An 18,204-nucleotide genomic window follows, 5' to 3' on the forward strand; every position below is an offset into this window, starting at 1 on the left:
CAAACCAGAGGTTTAGGAGCCGTAAGTGATAGGGCAACCGGGGGTGGGGAAGGCGGTTAGCGCTCCAGGTCGCCGCGGATGAAGGCCTCGACCTTTTCACGGGCGAGGTCGTCGTTGAACTGCTCCGGCGGGGACTTCATGAAGTAGCTCGACGCCGAGACCAGCGGGCCGCCGATGCCGCGGTCCAGGCCGATCTTGGCGGCACGGATGGCGTCGATGATCACGCCGGCAGAGTTGGGCGAGTCCCAGACTTCGAGCTTGTATTCCAGGGACACCGGGGCGTCGCCGAAGTTGCGGCCCTCGAGGCGGACGAAGGCCCACTTGCGGTCATCGAGCCACTGGACGTAGTCGGACGGGCCGATGTGGACGTCCTTGGCGGCGAGCTCGGCCTCGACGTTGGAGGTGACGGCCTGGGTCTTGGAGATCTTCTTGGACTCCAGGCGGTCGCGCTCAAGCATGTTCTTGAAGTCCATGTTGCCGCCGACGTTCAGCTGGTAGGTGCGGTCCAGGGTGACGCCGCGGTCCTCGAACAGCTTGGCCATGACGCGGTGCGTGATGGTGGCACCGATCTGGCTCTTGATGTCATCGCCCACGATCGGCACGCCCGCGGCGGTGAACTTGTCCGCCCACTCCTTGGTGCCGGCCAGGAACACCGGCAGGGCGTTGACGAACGCCACGCCGGCATCGATCGCGCACTGGGCGTAGAACTCGGCGGCCTGCTGGGAACCGACCGGCAGGTAGCAGACCATGACGTCAACCTGGGCGTCCTTGAGGGCCTGGACGACGTCGACCGGCTCCTCCGGGGACTGCTCGATGGTCTCGAGGTAGTACTTGCCCAGGCCGTCCAGGGTGTGGCCGCGCTGGACGGTGACACCCGTCGGCGGGACGTCGGCGATCTTGATGGTGTTGTTTTCGCTGGCCAGGATAGCGTCGGACAGGTCCTGGCCCACCTTCTTGCCGTCGACGTCGAAGGCGGCAACGAACTGGACGTCGCCGACGTGGTACTGGCCGAACTCCACGTGCATCAGGCCCGGGATCGTGGCCTTGGGGTCGGCGTCTTTGTAGTACTGGACGCCCTGGACCAGCGAAGCGGCGCAGTTACCTACGCCGACGATTGCAACACGAATCGGATGTGAAGACACGGAACTCCTTTTGAGAAACAAGGGTGACCGGCGCGGCCGCACTCTGGTGTACTGCATCAGTTGTGCGGGCGGCAGGCGGACACGGCGCCGTAAGGCGCCCTTAGTAGTCTAGTCAACGCCACCGGGGCCGCGGTTGTTCCCCGGCGGCCCCGGCGCTTGTGTTAACTGCGGGTGCCTTCTACTTCTGCGCCCACAGGTTGATGTCGGATTCGACGGCGAATTCATCGATCGCGTCGACCTCATCGGCCGTGAAATCCAGGTTGTTGATCGCGGACAAGGTGTCCTCGAGCTGCCGGACGCTGGACGCGCCCACCAGCGCCGACGTGACCGACGAGCCCTTGCCCTGATCGCGCAGGATCCAGGCGATGGCCAGCTGCGCCAGGGTCTGCCCGCGGCCCTCGGCGATCCGGTTGAGCCCACGCACGCGGTCCAGCTTGTCCTCGGTGATCATGCCTTGGTCCAGGGACTTGTGCTGGGCGGCCCGGGAGTCGGCCGGAATGCCCTTCAGGTAGCGGTCGGTGAGCATGCCCTGCGCCAGCGGCGAGAAGGCGATCGACCCGGCACCCACCTGCTCCAGCGCCTCGAAGAGGTTGGGGCTGCCGTTCTCGGTCCAGCGGTTGAGCATGGAGTAGCTGGGCTGGTGGATCAGCAGCGGCGTGCCGAGTTCCTTGAGGATTCCCGCCGCCTCGAGGGTCTGTTCCGGGGTGTAGGACGAGATCCCGGCGTACAGCGCCTTCCCGGAGCGCACGGCCTGGTCCAGGGCGCCCATGGTCTCTTCCATCGGCGTCTCGGGGTCCGGGCGGTGGCTGTAGAAGATGTCCACGTAGTCCAGGCCCATCCGGCCCAGCGACTGGTCCAGGCTGGCCAGCAGGTACTTGCGGGAGCCAAAGTTGCCGTACGGGCCCGGCCACATGTCGTAGCCGGCCTTGCTGGAGATGATCAGTTCGTCGCGGTACGGCTTGAAGTCGTCCTGGAAGTGGCGGCCGAAGTTGGTCTCGGCGCTGCCATAGGGCGGGCCGTAGTTGTTGGCGAGGTCGAAGTGGGTGATGCCGAGGTCGAAGGCGCGGCGCAGGATGGCGCGCTGGACCTCGAACGGCTTGTCGTCGCCGAAGTTGTGCCACAGGCCCAGCGAGATGGCCGGGAGTTTCAGGCCGCTGCGCCCCACGCGGCGGTAGGGCATGGAGTCGTAGCGGGTATCAGCTGCCAAATATGTCATACGTCAGATCCTGCCTTAGTGGGTGAGTATCGCGGCGCTGTGGCCGGGTAGATGCAGCGGTGTGGCCGACGGCGCGCCGGGAGCCGGGTCCAGCCGGACGCCGTCGTCGGTTGCCAGGGCGAGGGCCGCGCCGCGGACCGGGAGCCGCCGCGCCTCGGCGGAAAAGTTCATCGCCACCTCGGTGCTGCCGCGGCGCAGCAGCAGCCAGCCCTCGTCCTCGCTGATGTCGACGGCGGTGTCCTCGAAGCCGGGTTCAGTCAGGTCCGGCGTGGCGCGGCGGAGCGCGATGAGTGCCCGGTACAGCTCCAGGAGGCGGGCGTGGTCGCCTCCGGAAGCCTCGGCCCAGTCCAGCTTGGACCGGGTGAAGGTCTCCGGATCCTGCGGATCGGGGACGACGGCGGGGTCCCAGCCCATGCGCTCGAACTCCCTGATCCGGCCCTCGGCCGTCGCCTTGCCCAGCTCCGGTTCCGGGTGGGAGGTGAAGAACTGCCACGGGGTGGTGGCCCCGTATTCCTCGCCCATGAACAGCATGGGCGTGAACGGCGAGGTCAGGGTGGCGACGGCGGCGAGCGCGAGCGGCCCGTAGCCCAGTGTCTGGGACAGCCTGTCCCCGGTGGCCCGGTTGCCGATCTGGTCGTGGTTCTGGCTGCACACCACCAGCGCGGCCGGGTGGACCTGGGCCGGGTCGATGGGCCGGCCATGGTGGCGGGCGCGGAAGCTGGAGTAGCTGCCGTCGTGGAAGAACCCGCGCTCCAGGACCTTGGCCAGCGCCCCGATCGAGTCGAAGTCGGCGTAGTAGCCGGTGGTTTCGCCGCTGACGTTGACGTGGACGGCGTGGTGGAAGTCATCGCTCCACTGCCCGGCCAGCCCGTACCCGTTGGTGTCCCGCGGGTAAAGCAGTCGCGGGTTGTTCAGGTCCGATTCCGCGATCATCGTGGCCGGGCGTCCGGTCTCGGCGGCTATTTCGTCGGCGAGGGCGCCGAAGTCCTCCAGCAGGTGCACGGCGCGCTCGTCCTTGAAGGCGTGCACGGCGTCCAGCCGCAGGCCGTCCACGTGGTAGTCCCGCAGCCACATCGCGGCGTTGTCCAGGATGTAGCGGCGCACCTCGTCCGACTCCGGGCCGTCCAGGTTGACCGAGTCGCCCCAGGTGTTGCCCTCCCCCGATTTCAGGTAGGGCCCGAACCGGGGAAGATAGTTCCCGCTGGGGCCGAGGTGGTTGTAGACCACGTCCTGGATGACGCCGAGGCCGGCGGCGTGGGCGGCGTCCACGAAGCGCTGGTACGCGGCGGGTCCGCCGTAGCCTTCGTGCACGGCGTACCAGAGGACACCGTCGTAGCCCCAGTTGTGGGTGCCGTTGAACCCGTTGACGGGCAGCAGCTCCACGAAGTCGATGCCCAGCTCCGCCAGATACGCCAGCTTCCCTGCCGCGGCGTCGAGTGTTCCCTCCGGCGTGAAGGTGCCCACATGGAGTTCGTAAATGACAGCGCCCTTGAGCTCCCGCCCCGCCCACTGGCCGTCGGCCCACTGGTGGCGTCCGGCGTCGAACGTGCGGGAGAGCGCGTGCACGCCCGCGGGCTGGCGGCGGGAGCGCGGGTCCGGCAGCGGGGTGGGATCCCCGTCCACCAGGTAGCCGTAGTCCACGTCCCCGGCGGCGGGCGCCCCGGCGGCGGTCCACCAGCCGGGCGCCTCCGCGCCGCGGCGGGTCATTTCGTACTTCCGGCCGTCAGCGAGGAGCGTGACCGCCTGCGCTTCCGGTGCCCAGAGATCGAAGCGGTCGCTTCCGTGTGCAGGCAAGGTCATGGCATTCTTCCGTTCCCCATGTCGGTACTCCTTCGTGCTACAGGTTCTGCTTAGGCGGTGGGCACCAGGAGGGCCACGGGGTAATCCCGCAGGATCTCCCCCACGGCCACGGTGCCCGGACCGTGCGTGGACCCCGTCAGTTCATCGGCCATGGCCGCGGCGAGCTCGATGGTCGTGTCCTGCCATCCGCCGCGCTGCTCCAGGCCGCGGGGCAGCCGGGTGGCGAGCGTCAGCGCGCCCGGGGCTGCGGGAGTCCCGCGGTCAAAGGCAAGCAGGTGCGCAGCAGCGGCGCCCGTGGCTGTGACCGGGGTGTACCCGGTGAACAGCTCCGGCCGGTCCCGCCGCAGCCGCAGGGCCCGCGAGGTGACGAGGAGTTTCGCCGCCTCGTCCAGGAACGACGCCGGACGCTCACCGGCGTCGAGCGCGGCGAGGGCGCGCCGGCGGGCGCCGAAGTCGAACGGCCGCCGGTTGTCCGGATCGGTCAGCGAACGGTCCCAGAACTCGGTGCCCTGGTAGACGTCCGGCACCCCGGGCATGGTGAGCTGCACAAGCTTGGCGCCGAGGGAGTTGGCGGCCCCGTACGGCTCCAGCAGGGCCACGAGGGACTCCAGCTCGGCGGTCACCTCCGGGGTGTCGAAGGCGGCGTCGACGGCGGCTGAAAGTTCCGCCTCGAAGGCCTCGTCCGGATCGATCCAGTTGGTCGAGTTCCCGGCCTCCCGGGCGGCTTTTTGCGCGTAGGACTGCAGCCGGTCGCGGTCTGCGGGCCAGACGCCCGCGATGGCCTGCCACAGCAGGTTGGCCAGCGGCCCGTCCGGCAGCGGCGCCAGCTTCTGCAGCCGCTGCAGGGATGCCTGCCATTCCGGTGCGAGCTCGGCAAGGACCGAGATCCGGGCGCGGGTGTCCTCGCTGCGCTTCGTGTCGTGGGTGCTGAGCGTGGTCATGGACAACGGCAATTCGGCCTGGCGCCGGGTCATCCGGGTGTGGAATTCCTCCGGCGTCACGGCGAACTCGGTGGGGTCGGCGCCGACTTCGGTCAGGGTGCCCAGCCGGGTGTAGCGGAAGAACGCGGTGTCTTCCACGCCCTTGGCCATGACCATCCCGGAGGTCTGCTGGAAGCGCATGCCAAGTTCTGCGGAGGGGGCAGCCTCCGCGTCGAGCAGCAGCGGCAGGAGCACGCCGACGGCGCCTTCGAGTTCGGGGCGGCGGCGGACCGCGAGTTCGCACGCCTCTTTCAGGACGTCCGCACCCTCCGGAAGATAGCTGCGGTAGACCGGGAACGCAGCAATGATCTCGGACAGTGCGTCCGCCGCCGCTTCCTGGCCCAGCCCTGCCCCGGCAGGGACCAGCCGGGCCAGCCGGAGCATTTCCGAGTGCAGGATTCCGTCCGTGATCCGCCGTTTGGTGCCGCGGATCATGTCCTCGTAGTCGGCAGCGCCGCCGCGCAGTTCGGCGTCGAGCGCGTCAAGCGTGCCCTGGCCGGCGGCGTCGACGAACACCCGGTCCACGTCCGCGAGGGCGTCGTAGCCGGTGGTGCCCTCGCACTCGAAACCGGCCGGCAGGGCCTCGCCCGGTTCCAGGATCTTCTCGATCAGCAGGTAGCTGCCGCCCGTGGCCTCCCGCAGCCGGTGCAAGTATCCCTCCGGATCGGCGAGGCCGTCCGGGTGGTCGATCCGCAGGCCGTCGACGAGACCTGCCCGGAACCAGCGCACGACCTCCGCGTGGGCCTCATCGAAGACCTCGGGGATCTCGACCCGGATCCCGGCCAGGCTGTTGACGGCAAAGAACCGGCGGTAGTTCAGATCCGTGTCGGCCCGGCGCCAGCCGATCAGTTCGTAGTGCTGCCGGTCGTGGACCTCGCGGGGATCGTCGCCAGTGGAGTCATCTTCGGTGTACGTGCCCTCGGCGAGCGGAAAGCGGTGATCGTAGTAGCGCAGCTCCCCGTCCTTGATTTCCAGCGCGTCGACGTCGGAGTCGTCCCCCAGCACCGGGATCCGCACCCGGCCGCCGCCGAAGTCCCAGTCGACGTCGAACGCCTGCGCGTAGCGGGACTGCTGCCCCTCCTGCAGGAGGGACCACCACCACGGGTTCTGGGCCGGGGTCGCGACGCCGACGTGGTTGGGCACGATGTCGACCAGCACGCCCATGCCGGCTTCCCGCGCGGCGGCCGACACCGCCAGCAGGCCGTCCGCACCGCCCCGGTCCGGATCAATGGCGGAGGGATCGGTGACGTCGTACCCGTGGTCCGAGCCGCGCTCCGCCGTGAGGATCGGCGAGAGGTAGATCCAGTCCACGCCCAGCGACTTCAGGTACGGCACGGTCTGCGCGGCGTCCTGCAGCGTAAAACCGGGCCGGATCTGCAGCCGGTAGGTCGAGACGGGCGTCCTCATTTAGCTCGGCCCTTCGGGGTCTTCGGCTTGTCGGCCCCCGTCTTCTTCGAACCGGAGGCCTTCGCGGAGCCCTTGGAGGCGCCGGTTGCCGGGGCCTCCGGAGCCTCCGGTGCCGGGTCCGCCGGAGCCGCCGGAGCGGGGTCCGCCGGAGCTTCCGGTGCCGGGACCGCAGGATCGGCACCCGCCGAATCCTCGTGCTCGGCCATCGCGGCGAGGGAGGCGGCCGCGGAGTAGTCCACTTCCACCTCGGGGCCGGAGTGGGCCCGGAGTACCACCATCGACTTTGCCGCCAGCTTCAGCACGGACCCGGCTTTCAGCGGCGCCTCAGTGTCCGCCTGGTCCGCGGTGTCCACCAGCACGTCCCAGAACCGTGAGTACTCCTCGGCCGGCAGGGCGAAGTCCACGTCGCCGTCGTGGGCGTTGAAGCCAAGCAGGAAACTGTCGTCGGTGATCCGGCGGCCGCGGGAATCCTGTTCCTGGATGCCGTGGCCGTTGAGGAACACACCGATGGTCCGGCCGAAGCCGCTGCCCCAGTCCTCCGGCAGCATTCCGGTGCCGTCGGTCTTCAGCCAGACGATGTCCGGCAGCTTCTCGCCCTCGCCGCGGACCACGGGCCGGCCGTCGAAGAAGCGGCTGCGCCGGAACGTCGGGTGGTCATGCCGGATCTTGTTGACGAACGCGGTGAACTCCACCAGCGGCTGGTCCATCGCGTCCCAGTGGATCCAGCTCAGCTCGGAGTCCTGGCAGTACGTGTTGTTGTTGCCCTGCTGGGTGCGGCCGAGCTCGTCGCCGTGCAGGAGCATCGGGACGCCCTGCGAGAGCAGCAGCGTGGCGATGAAGTTGCGCTGCTGGCGGGCGCGGAGGGTCAGGACGTGGTCGTTGTCCGTGTCCCCTTCCTCGCCGCAGTTCCAGGAGCGGTTGTGGGATTCGCCGTCGTTGTTGCCCTCGCCGTTGGCGTCGTTGTGCTTCTCGTTGTAGGACACGAGGTCGCGCATGGTGAAGCCGTCGTGCGCCGTGACGAAGTTGATCGAGGCCACCGGGCGCCGGGCGGAGCTTTCGTAGAGGTCCGCGGAGCCGGTCAGGCGGGAGGCGAATTCGCCGAGGGTCGAGGGCTCGCCGCGCCAGAAGTCGCGGACCGTGTCGCGGTATTTACCGTTCCACTCGGTCCACTGGGGCGGGAAGTTGCCCACCTGGTAGCCGCCCGGGCCGATGTCCCACGGCTCGGCGATCAGCTTGACCTGGGAGACGATCGGGTCCTGCTGGATGAGTTCGAAGAAGGTGGACAGCTTGTCCACGTCGTAGAACTCGCGGGCCAGGGTGGAGGCGAGGTCGAAGCGGAAGCCGTCGACGTGCATTTCGGTCACCCAGTAGCGCAGGGAGTCCATCAGCAGCTGGAGGGAGTGCGGGTGCCGGACATTGAGGGAGTTTCCGGTGCCGGTGTAGTCCATGTAGTGCTTCAGGTCATCGTCCACCAGCCGGTAGTAGGCCTGGTTGTCGATGCCCTTGAAGGACAGCGTGGGGCCGAGGTGGTTGCCTTCAGCGGTGTGGTTGTAGACCACGTCCAGGATCACTTCGATGCCGGCCTTGTGCAGCTCGCGGACCATGGCCTTGAATTCCTGCACCTGGTGTCCGACGTCGCCGGAGGAGCTGTAGGTGTTTTGCGGCGCGAAGAAGCCGATCGTGTTGTAGCCCCAGTAGTTGTTGAGGCCCTTCTCCTCGAGCGTGCCGTCGTTGACGAACTGGTGGACGGGCATGAGCTCGATCGCGGTGACGCCGAGCTTCTTCAGGTGCTCAATCACGGCCGGGTGCGACACGCCGGCATAGGTGCCGCGCTGCTCTTCGGGAATTTCCGGGTGGAGCTCGGTCAGGCCCTTGACGTGGGCCTCGTAGATGACCGACTGGTGGTAGGGGATCCGCAGCTGGCGGTCGCCGTCCCACTCGAAGAACGGGTTGATGACCACGCCGTGCATGGTGTGCGGCGCCGAGTCGCTGTCATTGCGCGAGTCGGGGTCGCCGAATTCGTAGGTGAAGAGCGCCGGGTCCCAGTCGATCTGGCCCTGGACGGCCTTGGCGTACGGGTCCATCAGCAGCTTGTTGGGGTTGAAGCGGTTGCCGTTCTCCGGTTCGTACGGGCCGTGGACCCGGTAACCGTACTTCTGTCCGGGCTGGACCTGCGGCAGGTAACAGTGCCACACGTAGCCGTCCACCTCGGTCAGTTCGATCCGGGTCTCGGTCAGGTCGTCAGCAAGGAGGCACAGTTCCACCCGCTCGGCGCGCTCGCTGAACAGGGCAAAGTTGGTGCCAGTGCCGTCAAAGGTGGCTCCCAGCGGGTAAGCCGATCCGGGCCAGACTTCCATGTGTACTCCTCGTGCGGAACGAATATTCTCTAGACAGACTACTTGTAAGTAGGGTTAGTATTTGTTCGGGCGCTCGGAGCGCCCCTGTTTGTTACAGCTCCCGCATCACCTCCGGAACGGCATGTGCAATGGCCGTTGCTGTCACCGGGCCCCCGCGGGAAGCCCGGACCCCGGCGAGACCATGGATACTGGCTGCCATCGCCGCGATCGCCGCCCATCGGGCGTCGGGGTCGATGTCCTGTTCGCCGAAGCGCCCGACGTCGGCGCCCAACTGGGCCAATAGTGCGCCGATGACTCCGGCCAGGACGTCGCCGCTGCCTGCCGTGGCGAGCCAGGGCGTGCCTTCGGACTGGCTGTAGAAGTCCTGGAAGGGGGAGGCCACAAGCGTCGTGGCGCCCTTGAGCAGCACGGTGGCTTCGGTCAGGCCCGCAGCCCGCCGCACTGCGCTGAGCGTGGATGCTTCGACCGCGGAGCGGTCCAACCCAGCCCCGAGTCGCTGAAGCAATGCCGACAGTTCGCCGGCGTGGGGTGTCAGGATCACTTGCGGGGCCAGCACATCGGGCAGGGCCGGTAACGCGCCGGCGTCGGCGATCGTTGGCAGGCCCGAGTCTGCGGCGTCGCGGGCGCGCTGCAGCTGCTCCTCATCGGAGTCATCGAGTCCGGAGCCAACGAGCCAGGCCTGAACGTGCGTGTCGGCCACGGCGCCGGCGCTGCACACCACCTCGGGACAGGACCGGCGGACCAGGTCGGCGACGTCCGGTGGCCCAAGGTAACGCACCATTCCGGCGCCGGCGGCCAGGGCGCCCTTGCAGGCCAGCACCGCGGCGCCGGGATAAGCGCCGGAGCCTGCGACCACCCCCAGCACCCCCCGGGAGTACTTGTGCGCCCGCCGCTGCGGGCGTGGCAGGAGGGCGGACAGGTCTCGGGCCTCCAGCCGTCGCAGGGACGGCCATGGCAGCGCCTGCTCGATTCCGATCGGGACCACCCGGATGGCGCCCGCGAAGTCCGCGCCCGGGTCCGCCAGCAGGCCGGCCTTGGCGGCCCCAAAGGTGACCGTCATGTCGGCCGCCAGCACCGGCGCGTGCGCCTCCCCCGTGTCCGCGTCGACGCCGCTGGGGATGTCGCAGGCCACCACCAAGGGGGAACGGGAGCCCGGCCGGGAACGCCCCAGGGCCGCGACCAGCTCGGCGGCCGGTCCCCGCAGCCCGCCCTGGGCTCCGGTCCCGAGGACTGCGTCAATCACGACGTCGGCGCCGCCGGCCAGCGCGGCGAGTCCGGCCACGTTGTCCCCGGTCAGGGCCACGGCATGGCCGCCGGCCTTCCGGAACGCCGTCAGCCCGGCGTCGTGGGCAGCCCCGGCGGTGAGCACCGCCGTCGTGCGCATGCCGCGGCGGGCCAGCAGCGCGGCGGCGAAGAGCCCGTCTCCGCCGTTGTTGCCCTTGCCCGCCAGCACGGCCACGCTGGAGCCGTACAGCCGCTGCCCGCGGCTCCGCAGTTCGCGGATCACGGCATTGGCGAGGCCGTACGCGGCCCGCTGCATGAGAACAGCGCCCGCACCGGAGCCCAAGGGGTCGTCGAGAAATGGCTTTTCGGCCTCTCGCACTTGGGTTCCGGTGTAGGCGCTGATCATGGTTTCAGTCCATTCGCGGTCGCTGGGGAATGCCTGGCGCTGGTGCCGGTTCTGCCTGGAGGGCCGTCTTAGCCTTCGGCGACAACCGTCGCGGTGGCGATGCCGCCGTCGTGGCTCATGGATAAGTGCCAGCGCTTGACGCCCTTGGACTCCGCCACGGCCAGCACGGTGCCTTTGACCTGCACGGTGGGGCCGTTCTGGTCCAGCCCGATCCAGCAGTCCTGCCAGTTCATGCCGGCCGGTGCCCCCAGCACCTTGGCCACGGCCTCCTTCGCGGCAAACCGCGCGGCGAGGGACCGCGTGTTCAGTTCCCGCTCGGCGGGGACGAACAGCCTGTCGCGCAGCCCGGGGGTGCGCTCGAGCTGGCGCCCGAACCGCTCAATGTCTACGACGTCTACGCCTATGCCAACAATCATGGCGTTATTCTACGGTCACGCTCTTGGCCAGGTTGCGTGGCTGGTCCACGTCGTAACCCTTGGCCGAGGCGAGTGCGAGGGCGAATATCTGCAGCGGAACCGTTGCGAGCAGCGGTGCCAGGAGCGTGGGGGTCTCCGGGATGTAGAAGACGTGCTCGGCGTACGCCTTGACGGCCTCGTCGCCTTCTTCGGCGATCACGATCGTCTTGGCGCCTCGGGCACGGACTTCCTGGATGTTGGAGACCACCTTGGAGTGCAGCGAGTCGCGGCCGCGCGGGGAGGGGACCACCACGAAGACGGGCTGGCCTTCCTCGATCAGCGCGATCGGGCCGTGCTTGAGTTCTCCGGCGGCGAAGCCTTCGGCGTGGATGTACGCGAGCTCCTTGAGCTTCAGCGCGCCCTCCATGGCAACGGGGAAACCGACGTGGCGGCCCAGGAACAGCACGGACTTGGCGTCAGCCATGGACTGGCCGAGTTCCTTGATCTGGGCCTCGTTGTCGAGGATGCGCTGGATCTTGGCCGGGATCTTGCCCAGGTCGGCCAGGATGTCCTTGATCTCGCCCTGGAACTTGTTGCCGCGCAGCTGTGCCAAATAAAGGCCCAGCAGGTAGGCGGCCGTGATCTGTGCCAGGAACGCCTTGGTCGAGGCCACGGCGATTTCGGGTCCGGCGTGCGTGTAGAGCACGGCGTCCGATTCCCGGGGGATGGTGGACCCGTTGGTGTTGCAGATGGAGACCGTCTTGGCGCCCTGTTCCTTGGCGTAGCGGACCGCCATGAGGGTGTCCATGGTCTCGCCGGACTGGGAGATGGAGACAATCAGCGTGTTCTCGTCCACGATCGGATCCCGGTAGCGGAATTCGTGCGAGAGTTCGACCTCCGTGGGAATCCGGCACCAGTGTTCAATGGCGTATTTCGCCACCTGGCCGGCGTAGGCGGAGGTGCCGCACGCGAGGACGATGATCTTGTTGACGTTCTTGAGCAGTTGCGGATCAACACGGAGCTCATCGAGCGTCAGCTTGCCGTGGATGTCGGAGCGGCCCAGCAAGGTCTGGAGCACGGCATCCGGCTGGTCGTGGATTTCCTTTTCCATGAAGGACGGGAAGCCGCCCTTTTCGGCTGAGGCGGGGTCCCAGTTGACGTGGTATTCCTTGCCCTCGGCGGGGGCGCCGTAGAAGTCCGTGATTTCCACGGAGTCGGCGGTGATTGTGACGATCTGGTCCTGGCCGAGTTCCACGGCGCGCCGGGTGTAGTCGATGAAGCCGGAGACGTCGGAGCCGAGGAAGTTCTCGCCTTCGCCGAGGCCGACGACAAGCGGGGAGTTCCGGCGGGCAGCGACCACCACGTCGGGCTGGTCGGCGTGGACGGCGAGGAGCGTGAACGCGCCTTCGAGCCGCTGGCAGGCAAGCTGCATGGCCCGGGTGAGGCCGCCGTTGCCTGCGTCACCGCCGAGCTGGTTACGGTAGATGTCCCCGAGCAGGGCAGCCGCCACTTCCGTGTCGGTCTCGGACTCGAAGGTGACGCCCTTGCGCTGGAGTTCGAGCTTGAGCTCGGCGAAGTTCTCGATGATGCCGTTGTGGATCAGGGCCAGCTTGCCGCCGTCGGACAGGTGCGGGTGCGCGTTCTGGTCCGTCGGGCCGCCGTGCGTCGCCCAGCGCGTGTGGCCGATTCCCGTGAGGGATTCCGGCAGCGGGCGGGTGTCCAGCTCCGCAATGAGGTTGCTCAGTTTGCCCGACTTCTTCCGGGAAGAAATGGTGCCGTCGGCCACTACTGCAATACCCGCGGAGTCGTAGCCGCGGTACTCCAGGCGCCGCAATCCTTCAAGGACAACGTCCAAGGCATTGTGTCCAGTATTTACCCGGCCATCTGAGTGGCCCACATATCCAACGATTCCACACATGGTCATAAGCCTAGCGGGTTTCCGGGAGGGAGGACGTGGGACGGCGGGGCGTGAAGGGCCCTGCGCGGGGCTGCGGAGGGCCGGCCCGGCTCCCACCGGCCAGTCCATTTCGCTCTCGGCGTTGTGAAGGGCAGAATCTCTAGGGTGACTTTGCAACGCAATGAAGCGAACGGGGAAGGTGTCTCCCCGTTCGTGGAGCTGGACCGGCAGACCTGGTCCCGGCTCGCTGCCCAGATGGAGCAGCCCCTTAATGAAGAGGATGTGTTCCGCCTTCGCGGCCTCGGGGACCCCCTCGACATCAAGGAAGTGCGCGAGGTCTACCTGCCGCTGTCCCGGCTCCTGCACCTTTATGTGGAAGCCGCGGGCCAGCTTCACGCGGCCACCACCACCTTCCTCGGCGAAAGCACCCAGCGCACGCCGTTCGTGATCGGCGTGGCCGGTTCGGTGGCCGTGGGCAAGTCCACCATCGCCCGCGTCCTGCGCGAAATGCTCCGGCGCTGGCCCGGCACCCCCAATGTGGAGCTCATCACCACGGATGGATTCCTCTACCCGCTCGCCGAACTCAAGCGCCGGCAACTGCTCGAGCGCAAGGGTTTTCCGGAGTCCTACGACCGCCGCGCCCTGCTGCGCTTCGTGAGCGAGATCAAGGGCGGGGCCGAGGAGGTCCGTGCCCCTTGGTATTCCCACGTCACCTATGACATCGTCCCCGGGAAGGAAGTAGTGGTGCGCCGCCCGGACGTGCTGATTGTCGAGGGACTGAACGTCCTGGCTCCGGCCCGGCCGCGGCAGGACGGCAGGCAGGGCCTGGCCCTGAGCGACTTCTTCGATTTCTCCATCTACGTCGACGCGAAGACCTCGTATATCGAGGAGTGGTACGTGGACCGGTTCCGCAAACTGCGGAGCACCGCCTTCGCCCAGCCGGAATCGTACTTCCACCGTTACGCAACACTCTCCGATGCCGAGGCCGAAGAGACCGCCCGCGAGATCTGGAAGCGCATCAACGAGCCCAACCTCGAGGAAAACGTCCTCCCGACCCGGGGCCGCGCGCAGCTGGTCCTGACCAAGGACGCCGACCACTCCATCCGCCGGATGCTGCTGAGGAAGGTCTAGCACAGATGTGCTACGACGACGCGGACGGGACGGCAGGACGGCAGGAAGCCGGCCCGGAATCGCCGAGCCGGCGGGCCTTCAGCCGCCTCCTGCTGGCGGGCACGGGCCTCGCGGCGCTGTCCGCCTGCACCCCGGCCCAGTCCTTCACACCGTCCGGCACGCCGGGTCCGACGCCGGGCACGGGCAGCGCGACGCCGACTGCCGCCGCCGCGGCGTCGAACCCGCCGGGCAGCACGCCCTCGGCGCCCGGCGCAGATAGCACCCCTTCGGTGACGCAGGCGCCGTCGACGGCGTCGCCTGTCCCGCCGTCGGCCGCGGCGCGCCCTCCTTCGGCCGCCGCGCCAGGGCCGCAGCATTCAATCTCGGACCCCACCAGCCCGTGGGTGATCGTCAACAAGCACCGCCCGCTCTCCCCCGCCACCTTCGTGCCGCCAGACCTGGCCCGGCCGTCCGTCCGCTCGGCGACGTCGGGCGAGGCTGCACTGGTGAACAGCACGACGGCGGCTGCCGCCGAAAAGATGTTCGCGGCCGCGGCTGCCGACGGCGTCATCATCACCTTGGCCAGCGGGTACCGTTCGTTCGCGACGCAGAGGGCAACCTACGGCAGCTACGTGAATTCCCGCGGCCAGGCGGAGGCCGACACCGCCTCGGCCCGGCCCGGCTACTCAGAGCACCAGACGGGCTGGGCGTTCGACATCGGCGATGGCAGCGGGGCGGACGCTTTCACGCCCCAGTTCAAGGACCGGCCGGCGGCGATCTGGGCCAAGGCGAACGCCCACCGCTTCGGCTTCGTGGTCCGCTACCCATGGATGTTGCACGAAATTACCGGCTATTTCTACGAGCCGTGGCATCTGCGTTTCGTCGGGAAAGAGGCGGCCGCGGACATGCGTGCCCGCGGCATCGGCACGCTCGAGCAGTACTTCGGCCTGGAAGCCGCCCCGGCGTACCGCTAAGCCTGTACATTGTCCGCATGGGGGACATTGGGGACGGCGACAGCCAAAGCAAAATCGACGCGATCGTGGGGAGAATTGCCGCGCTGGCGTATGCCGATGAGCGGCTGGGCATGGGTGGCCCCGACGCGGAGCTGGCAGCAGAACTCGGCGCTGCGCTCGCGTTCCTGCCGCAGCTCAGGCTCGGCACCCTCCGGGCCTTGGAAAAGGACCTCGCCCGGCCGGACAGCCTGGCAACCGGCGGAATCCAGCGCCGGGGCCAAGCCGGCGAACCAGGTGTAGCCTGGTTCGTCGTCCGCGTGTGCTCGCAGACCCGAGGCCCGGACAGCTCTCCGCGCCCGGCTCACGCCATCGACGCGTCCTTGCTGGACCTGCTGATGTTCCGGGACGTCCGGCTGGCTCATGGCGACATCATGTTTCAGCGGTGCTTCACCCGCGTCAAGGACATCCTGGGCCTTGGCTCAGAAGACAGCCTGGCGGACCACGGCGTCGCCCGATACGGCGCCCACGGAATAGTTTCACTACTGAACATTTCAGTGTCTTTGGCAGAGTTGCAGCTCAGCCAAACATCGGCACACATCACGGCCCAGATGGGTTATGCAGGACTGGACGCCTATGCGGATGCCAAGGACGACTGTCACTTCATGACCGCTGCCTTCGCCCGCTGGATCCTGAAGAAAGACCCCTCCCCTGCCAAGGTTGCTGCCCTGGCCGCCGACGGACGGTTGGCCACGTATGGGATTTCCCCGGCCGAGCTGGATCCGGAGAAGCTTCAGGCGGAGGTCGCCAAGGTGGACGTTGCCGCGTTGGCCGGATCCCTACCCGACGTGGATGCTGGAAGTTCCCACCCGGAACACTCCGGAAGCGGCACCTCGGACCGGCCCCAGAGTCGCCGGCCCGATCTATCAGAGCTCGACGACGGTGCGATGCGAAGTTTCGACGTCACTATCCCGCCCGCTGCACGCAATCCCGCCACGGCCGGAGATGCTTTCGAGAAGCACATCTCTCCGAAGGGATCAAACGCTGCCTTGCAACGGCTCAAAGCGTTGGTCTGGGTGGCGTGCCCGGCGGCCGTCGTCGCCATCTCCTTCTGGATGGCGGCGCCGGCGGTCGGGGAACTGCTGGGAGAGCCCGGGGGCAACGCGTGGCAAAGACCGGCTGTATTTGTTGTTTCGGTGGCTCTGTGTGGTGGATGCCTGATCGCCATGGGCATCTGCTCCTGGCTGGATCTTCGGGCAAACGGGTTCTTTCTAGTCGCGCGCGAGCTGAGCCGCTTCACCGTGTTGCAGGGAAGACGGGACGAGGCCTTTCTCAAGGCTTTGCGGACCCTCCGCCCAGGACTGTTTCAACATTCAGGGACGGCTGGCCTGCCTCGACTCTTCTCGCTCTGCTTCAGCAGCGAAGGGGCCCTGCTGATCGGCGGAGGGGCATCGCCGGGCGTCGTTGCTGTTTTTCCATGGCAGACCGTCCAGGAAATTGTCCCCGAATCGCCGGTCAAGGGGCGGAAACGGCCATTAAGACGAGGGCAGCGCGTGATACTCACCGTGAGTCATGAAGGAGCTGACATACAACTGGCCTTCCCGCTGGAACGGGCAAAAGTTGCCTGGACCTCGCGTACTTTCCTCGAAGCCAAGCCACTGGAAGCGACTTTGGCGTTGGTCCAGGGTCTGCGAACGGCGAGCTTGGTAGGTCCCGAATTTCACATGTCGGCGGCTTGGCAGCAACAGCCGCAAGCGCCCGCCAGCGCTACATATCTCCGACGCAGGACGGGAGAAATTGCACGCGGGATGGTGGCAGTCGCGTTATTTTGCGCCGCCAGTCCTTTCATCCTCAACATTTTCCTGCGCTAACGGCATCCCCCGGACTTTGGCCGCGAAGGACGATAGAACAGCCGGACTACTCAGGGACGAGCTCCAAAGCCAGTTCGGTCCGGACCACCTGCGCCAGGCGCTCCGCGACGCCCTGGGCGGTCTCATGGTCTGCGGCCTCCACCATCACGCGCACCACCGGCTCGGTGCCCGAGGGACGCAACAGGACGCGTCCGGTGTCGCCGAGCTCGGTTTCGGCAACGGACACCGCCTGCGCCACCACCGCGTCGCCCTTGACCCGGGTACGGTCCACGCCCTTGACGTTGATGAGGACCTGGGGCAGCTTCGTCATCACCGTGGACAGTTCCTTGAGCGGGCGCCCGGTGAGGGCCACCTGGGCTGCAATCTGCAGGCCGGTCAGGACGCCGTCGCCGGTCGTGGCGTAGTCGGCAAAGATTACGTGCCCGGACTGCTCGCCGCCAAGGCTGTAGCTGCCGTTGCGCATTTCCTCGAGGACGTAGCGGTCCCCCACGCCGGTTTCGCGCAGGCTGATCCCAGCGTCGCGCAGGGCGAGCTTCAGGCCGAGGTTGCTCATGACGGTGGCCACGAGGACATCGTCCTTGAGCTTTCCGGCGTCCTTGAGGGCCACGGCCAGGATGGCCATGATCTGGTCGCCGTCCACCTCATTGCCTTCGTGGTCCACGGCGAGGCAGCGGTCGGCGTCGCCGTCGTGCGCGATGCCGAGGTCCGCCCCGTGGTCCAGGACGGCGCGCTTGAGCGGGCCGAGGTGCGTGGAGCCGACCCCTTCGTTGATGTTGAGCCCGTCCGGTTCGGCGCCAATGACGATCACGCTGGCGCCGGCGTCCTTGAACACCTGCGGGGAACAGCCGCTGGCCGCGCCGTGGGCGCAGTCGAGGACGACCTTCAGGCCGTCCAGGCGGTGCGGAAGCGTGCCGAGCAGGTGCACGATGTAGCGGTCCTCGGCGTCGGAGAAGCGCTGGATCCGTCCCACCTCACCGCCGACGGGGCGGAAAGGCTCCTTGCCGAGCTGCTCTTCGATGGCATCTTCGACGTCGTCGGGCAGCTTCTGGCCGCCGCGGGCGAAGAATTTGATGCCGTTGTCCGGCGCGGGGTTGTGGGAGGCGGAGATCATGACGCCGAAGTCGGCGTTGAGGTCCGCCACGAGGTAGGCGGCGGCCGGAGTGGGCAGCACGCCGGCGTCGTAGACGTCGATTCCCGAACTGGAGAGCCCCGCCTCCACGGCGGCCGCGAGGAACTCGCCGCTCGCCCGCGGGTCCCGTGCCACCACGGCGCGCGGCCGCTTCCCGGTCGTGTTGCGGTCATGGCCAAGTACGACGGCGGCGGCCTGGGCCAGCTGCAACGCGAGCTCGGCGGTCAGCAACCCGTTCGCCAGGCCCCGGACTCCATCGGTTCCAAATAATCTAGACATCGGACCAAGTTTAGTCGATGGCCGGGGCAAGTCCGGCTTAA

The 18,204-nt window shown here is 67.8% G+C and carries 12 protein-coding genes; 3 read left to right on the forward strand and 9 right to left on the reverse strand.

The annotated features are described in order from the left end of the window. Nucleotides 1–56: 56 nt before the first annotated feature. The 8 genes from AC1DXI_RS17150 to glmS form a co-directional block, all read right to left on the reverse strand. The gene (locus tag AC1DXI_RS17150; protein ID WP_018773719.1) at nucleotides 57–1,142 is read right to left on the reverse strand and encodes an inositol-3-phosphate synthase; all 1,086 of its coding nucleotides are present in this window, start codon (nucleotides 1,140–1,142) and stop codon (nucleotides 57–59) included. Between the two features lie 178 nt (nucleotides 1,143–1,320). Continuing rightward, the gene (mgrA, locus tag AC1DXI_RS17155; protein WP_476939597.1) at nucleotides 1,321–2,358 is read right to left on the reverse strand and encodes an L-glyceraldehyde 3-phosphate reductase; all 1,038 of its coding nucleotides are present in this window, start codon (nucleotides 2,356–2,358) and stop codon (nucleotides 1,321–1,323) included. A 15-nt stretch (nucleotides 2,359–2,373) separates the two neighbouring features. Beyond that, nucleotides 2,374–4,158 (reverse strand): malto-oligosyltrehalose trehalohydrolase, encoded by a 1,785-nt coding sequence (gene treZ / locus AC1DXI_RS17160; RefSeq protein ID WP_476939598.1) that lies wholly within the window; start codon nucleotides 4,156–4,158, stop codon nucleotides 2,374–2,376. 50 nt (nucleotides 4,159–4,208) lie between these two features. Beyond that, entirely contained in the window at nucleotides 4,209–6,545 is a 2,337-nt protein-coding gene (gene treY, locus AC1DXI_RS17165; RefSeq protein ID WP_476939599.1) for a malto-oligosyltrehalose synthase, read from the reverse strand. Further along, nucleotides 6,542–8,902, reverse strand: a complete 2,361-nt coding sequence (gene glgX / locus AC1DXI_RS17170) for a glycogen debranching protein GlgX (RefSeq protein WP_476939600.1) — start codon at nucleotides 8,900–8,902, stop codon at nucleotides 6,542–6,544. The genes treY and glgX overlap by 4 nt, the downstream gene beginning before the upstream one ends. A 91-nt stretch (nucleotides 8,903–8,993) precedes the next feature. Beyond that, nucleotides 8,994–10,532, reverse strand: a complete 1,539-nt coding sequence (locus tag AC1DXI_RS17175; RefSeq protein WP_476939601.1) for an NAD(P)H-hydrate epimerase — start codon at nucleotides 10,530–10,532, stop codon at nucleotides 8,994–8,996. A gap of 68 nt (nucleotides 10,533–10,600) precedes the next feature. After that, complete coding sequence (locus AC1DXI_RS17180; RefSeq protein ID WP_018773713.1) at nucleotides 10,601–10,948, reverse strand: holo-ACP synthase; 348 nt, start codon at nucleotides 10,946–10,948, stop codon at nucleotides 10,601–10,603. A gap of 4 nt (nucleotides 10,949–10,952) precedes the next feature. Further along, nucleotides 10,953–12,845, reverse strand: a complete 1,893-nt coding sequence (gene glmS / locus AC1DXI_RS17185; RefSeq protein ID WP_026266485.1) for a glutamine--fructose-6-phosphate transaminase (isomerizing) — start codon at nucleotides 12,843–12,845, stop codon at nucleotides 10,953–10,955. A gap of 144 nt (nucleotides 12,846–12,989) precedes the next feature. Here glmS and coaA point away from each other — a divergent pair, with 144 nt between their 5' ends. Genes coaA through AC1DXI_RS17200 form a run of 3 tightly spaced genes read left to right on the forward strand, consistent with a single transcriptional unit; the run spans nucleotide 12,990 to nucleotide 16,755 of the window. Continuing rightward, nucleotides 12,990–13,955 carry a type I pantothenate kinase gene (gene coaA / locus AC1DXI_RS17190; RefSeq protein WP_026266484.1) on the forward strand — a complete coding sequence of 322 codons (966 nt, stop codon included), beginning with the start codon at nucleotides 12,990–12,992 and terminating at the stop codon, nucleotides 13,953–13,955. A 5-nt stretch (nucleotides 13,956–13,960) separates the two neighbouring features. After that, a complete protein-coding gene (locus AC1DXI_RS17195; protein WP_476939602.1) occupies nucleotides 13,961–14,908 on the forward strand; it encodes a M15 family metallopeptidase in 948 nt (315 codons plus the stop codon). A 17-nt stretch (nucleotides 14,909–14,925) separates the two neighbouring features. Beyond that, nucleotides 14,926–16,755 carry a hypothetical protein gene (locus AC1DXI_RS17200; RefSeq protein ID WP_476939603.1) on the forward strand — a complete coding sequence of 610 codons (1,830 nt, stop codon included), beginning with the start codon at nucleotides 14,926–14,928 and terminating at the stop codon, nucleotides 16,753–16,755. A 46-nt stretch (nucleotides 16,756–16,801) separates the two neighbouring features. On the opposite strand, the gene glmM is transcribed toward AC1DXI_RS17200, so the two are convergent. Next, a complete protein-coding gene (gene glmM / locus AC1DXI_RS17205) occupies nucleotides 16,802–18,163 on the reverse strand; it encodes a phosphoglucosamine mutase (RefSeq protein WP_476939604.1) in 1,362 nt (453 codons plus the stop codon). Between the last annotated feature and the right edge of the window lie 41 nt (nucleotides 18,164–18,204).

It is taken from the genome of Arthrobacter sp. P1_H7 (assembly GCF_056405215.1).